At 67.0% G+C, this 4,222-nt stretch carries 5 protein-coding genes; 1 reads left to right on the forward strand and 4 read right to left on the reverse strand.

The window, feature by feature from the left end; all coding sequences use genetic code 11:
• Window positions 1–156 precede the first annotated feature (156 nt).
• Complete coding sequence (locus JOZ00_RS12470; protein WP_293344255.1) at window positions 157–900, forward strand: cutinase family protein; 744 nt, start codon at window positions 157–159, stop codon at window positions 898–900.
• Window positions 901–977: 77 nt separating this feature from the next.
• On the opposite strand, the gene JOZ00_RS12475 is transcribed toward JOZ00_RS12470, so the two are convergent.
• From JOZ00_RS12475 to JOZ00_RS12490, 4 genes are all read right to left on the reverse strand, one after another.
• On the reverse strand, window positions 978–2,342 hold the full coding sequence (locus JOZ00_RS12475; RefSeq protein ID WP_293344263.1) for an aldehyde dehydrogenase family protein: 1,365 nt from the start codon (window positions 2,340–2,342) through the stop codon (window positions 978–980).
• A 35-nt stretch (window positions 2,343–2,377) separates the two neighbouring features.
• Complete coding sequence (locus JOZ00_RS12480; RefSeq protein WP_293344257.1) at window positions 2,378–3,472, reverse strand: phenazine antibiotic biosynthesis protein; 1,095 nt, start codon at window positions 3,470–3,472, stop codon at window positions 2,378–2,380.
• A 116-nt stretch (window positions 3,473–3,588) separates the two neighbouring features.
• Window positions 3,589–3,840, reverse strand: coding sequence for a hypothetical protein (locus tag JOZ00_RS12485; RefSeq protein WP_293344259.1), 252 nt, complete (start codon window positions 3,838–3,840; stop codon window positions 3,589–3,591).
• Window positions 3,841–3,850: 10 nt separating this feature from the next.
• Window positions 3,851–4,222: oxygenase MpaB family protein (locus tag JOZ00_RS12490; protein ID WP_293344261.1), on the reverse strand; the 372-nt coding region annotated here is incomplete at its 5' end.

The raw sequence follows: 4,222 nt of genomic DNA on the forward strand, positions 1-4,222 counted from the left end.
TTAAGGCCGGGCGAGGAGGGACGCCCAATGGCGGATGGGTCCCGCGCGCAACCCATCTCGGCCCGCTTGCGGCCTGGCAAGGGCGGCCATGTGAACTCACTGTAATTTGTCCGATCCGACTGTTTAGGTAGCCGATCTACAGGGCACAAGTTCGGCATGATTGCACGTCATATCTCACGTTTTCTGGGTCCAGCAGTAGTCGCAGCGACCGGCCTCAGCGTGTCGGCCATCAGCGGCTCCATCATCCCCTCCGCCTCCGCACAGTGCCCCGACGTTCAGGTGGTGTTCGCCCGTGGCACAGGTGAAGCTCCGGGCGTAGGCCCAACCGGTCAGGCTTTCGCCGACGCATTGCACCAACGCGTCGGTGGGAGGTCGTTCGACGTTTACCCGGTGAACTACCCCGCCAGCGACCAGTGGGACACCGGCGTCGACGGCATCAGAGACGCGGGCGCACACGTGGTTTCGATGGCCCACGACTGCCCCAACACGCAGATGGTGCTCGGCGGCTATTCGCAGGGCGCGGCCGTGATGGGGTTCGTCACCTCGGCCGCCGTGCCGGACGGCATCGACCCGAACACCGTTCCCAAGCCGCTGTCCCCCGACGTCGCCAACCACGTCTCCTCGGTCGTGCTGTTCGGCATGCCCAACGTCCGGGCGATGAATTTCCTTGGCCAACCGCCGGTGGTCATCGGCCCGACGTACCAGGCCAAGACCGTCAAGGTCTGCGCGACCGACGACCCGGTGTGCTCGGATGGCCTCAACTTCTCCGCGCACAACACCTACGCCGACGACGGCGCGATAATCGACAAGGGCGTCGCATTCGCGTCCAGCCACCTCAACTTGAACGGACCCGCAGGCGCACAATCGGTCGGTTCTCCGCACGGAGGGTTCGGCGACTGAGCCGCTAGGACATTTGCTCGACGGCCAAGCCGGTCGGCTGAGGGTGTTACCGCATCCGATGTCGGCCGGCTTGTCTGCTAATCGCGGATGAAGCCCTTGTTGCGCATCAGCGCGTCCGCTAAGAACCCGTCGTGCGGGATTTCGGGCGCGGTGTAAAAGGTCGGGTGCCGACCGCAGTAGACGTTCCCGACCGTCGGGTCGGTGAGCAGTTCGTCGATCAGCTTGTCGTCGCCGGTGACGGCGCCGATGACCAGGGAATGCCGCAACGGCTGGAGACCGGCCGCGCGCGACCACGACGACACCCACACACACGGGAAGGGCAGCTCGACGTTGAGCTTGTCCACGTCGGGTTCGGTCATCAGATGCACGGCCGGCCGCAGCGCGGCGTAGCCGTCGCCGAGGTCGGCGACCACCTGATCGGCGCCGAGGAGCGGCGACGAGCCCGCCGCCTTCGTCGCCAGATAACCCGCCAACGCCCGTGCCTTCTCGATGGGCTGGGTGGGAAGGATCGCCCGCTCGTCATCGCAGGGCAGCGGTTCGATCGTCGCCAGCCGGTCGGCGAGCGCCCGGGCCAGCGGGCCGGGGTCACCCTCGTAGAGCACCGCGGTGGTGTTGACGCAGGCCATCCCCCCGAGGTTGGCGATGGAGTCGACGATGACGTCGAGGTAGTCGCGCCAGTCCCGGTCGGCGGTGATCACGATCTTGGCGCGCCCCGGACCGTTCACGATCACCGTCGGATCACCGGCGTACTTGTCGACGACCTCTTGTCCCCCGTACACCATGGCGAGGTCGGCACACCGGATGATCTCGTCGGCACCACCGTGGTCGGTGGGCAGATAGACGGCGTCCTCGGGCCGAAATCCCGCCTCCCGCAGGGCATACACCAGCCGGTGCCCGGTCAGCGGTTCGCGCCGCGACGGCCGCACCGCCACGCGGTACCCGAGCGCGAGCGCCTGCGGCCACAGGCCGTGCACGCCCGGGCCGTTGCCGGCCGCGTGCACCGCGAACACCTCCCCGCGCCGCACCCACACCGCTTTACCCGTGCGGGTGTCCTCGTCGCGCCAGTCGAGCGCCGCGCCCACCGGCCGAGCGGGCCGCACGGCATCGAACGCGTGCCCGACCGCCTCGACGACGCTGCGCGCCCCGGCGCGGGTGACGGCGATCGGCAGCCCCGAAATGCGGCTGGCGAGAACGACATACGACTCGAAGTCCAGGCCGGCGATGTTACCGTTCGCAAAGACGTCGGCGGCACTGGTCAGTGCGGTCCGGCGTTGCTCGAGCGGCAACGGGGCGATCTTGCGTTGCGCGCTCATGGTCCGCGACACGTACAACGGCGGCACCATACTCAGCTCGCCGACCGCGACGCCGGCGGTGGTGGTGATGGTTTCGCGATTGCGCGTGCGGTACTCCCCCGCCGCGCCCAGCGCGTCGATGGGCACCAGATCGGTTGTGGCCCCGGCTTGTTCAAGTGCCATACTCAGTACACGCCTTCGATCACGGCCTCGCCCTCGAACGTCGCCACCGGCCGCACGGCGCTCACGGAATCACTGAATTCGCCTGCGGGCCCGGGCATCCGGATCGCCATGTCGCGTTCCAGGTTGTTCGGGATGAACATGCCCTTGCTGATGTGGTTCATCACCACCTGGCCCAGCTCACCGTAGGGCACCGGTTCGCCGGTCTCGGGATCGATCACCCAGAACACGACATACGGTGTGCGCGGGTCGAAGGCGAACGACCCGTCCTCGGTGGTTCGGGTGACGGCCTGGGACAACACCATGGTGCTGCCGAACGCCATGGTGATCGTCGTGTCGGGGAAGATGTCGCGCAGCAGGTCCAGGGTGTCGGCGTCCACATGCGCGCCACTGAGCAACAGGTACCGGATCTTGTCGTTGATCAGGCCCACCACCCGGTCGTCGCGGGCCATGGCCTCCAGCAGCGGCGGAGTGGCGTGCAGGTTCGCGACGTTCTGTGTCTGCAGGATGTAGACGGCCTGCTCGACGACGTGGTCGACATACGCGGCCACCTCGTCCGCGGCGTTACGGGCGGCGATCTTCTTGACCCACCGCGGATCGATGTCGATCGGGTGAAAGACCGAGCCGAGCCGTTGCGACACCAACCTGGAGAAGTAGCCCACGCCGTGCGGGCCGCTGGGCATCAGACACAGGAAACCCCCGCCGCGCTGGAAGCCGCCGGTGGCGAAGTCCTCGGTCTGCCATTCGACAACCTGAGCGCACCAATCCGGTAGCTGCGCAGTGCGTTTCGGAGCCCCGGTGGTACCACCGGATTCAAAGATCTGCGGCAGCGGTGCGGGCGACCCGTAGCCGCGCGGGATCAGGTCCTCGATCGGCACGTTACGCAACTCGTTGACCAGGTTGGGGAACAGCCGCAGATCGGCGAAGCTCTTGACGTCGCAGAGCGGATCGAAGTCGAGCGTCTTGGCGGCCCGCAGCCAGAACGCGGACCCGGTGTCCTCGCCGAAGTGCCAGGCGATCGCGGCGCGCAGGTAGGCCTCCGGGTCTTCGACTGGCACCGGTCGGGGAACGTCCAACAGCGAAAAGTCGATATCGGCCATGGCACCGATCCTGTCCTAAGCCGGACCGGGCCGCCAGGTCACGCCCGGCTAGGCCAAGCGTACAGAAGTTGAACGTTACGTCATTGCGCGGCAAATTCCTTGTGGCCGCCTGATTTTCAGTGCGCTGCCAGTTCCCGGAAGTACTCCCTGAGCGACCGCGGCTCGCGGCCCAGAATCGCGCGCAGCACCAGCGCGTTGCCGCCAGGAAGACCGTGCCCGTTGTAGTGGGCCATCATGCGCGTCATCCCGTCGCGAAAGGGACCCTCGGGCAGCCGTGACGCGAACTCGTCCAGTGTGATCTCCACTGCGGCGATCTGTCGCCCCAGCACCTCGCTCAGAAGCGCCGCGATTTCGTGCGTGTCCTGCATCCCGGGTGGTTCAGCCCATCGGTTGGTTGTGCAGCCCGCGCGGGTCGACACCGACACGTCGCCAGGCGGCGGCCGCCCATGGCGTGTAGATCAGCCGGACGGGCAGTCGGTTGATCAGCGGGTTCAGCGCGCGGGTGACCGTGGCGAATCGCTGAAACCGCTTCTCCTTCTTGGCATCCCACGGTAGCTGGCAGACCTCGCGCATCCGGGGTGGCATCGTCCCGACCAGGACCAGACGGGTGTAGGCGTTCAGCGGTGCGGACAGCACCTTCCAGATCGGCTTGGGAATCCAGCGTGGGCCCGGAATTCCCTTCCTGATGTAGCCGGTGCCGTACAGGACGGTCTTGTGCGGAACGAACCGGTCGAGCATCTCGTCCCAGTA

The sequence above is a fragment of the Mycobacterium sp. genome (genome assembly GCF_019243155.1).
Taxonomy (GTDB): Bacteria; Actinomycetota; Actinomycetes; order Mycobacteriales; family Mycobacteriaceae; genus Mycobacterium.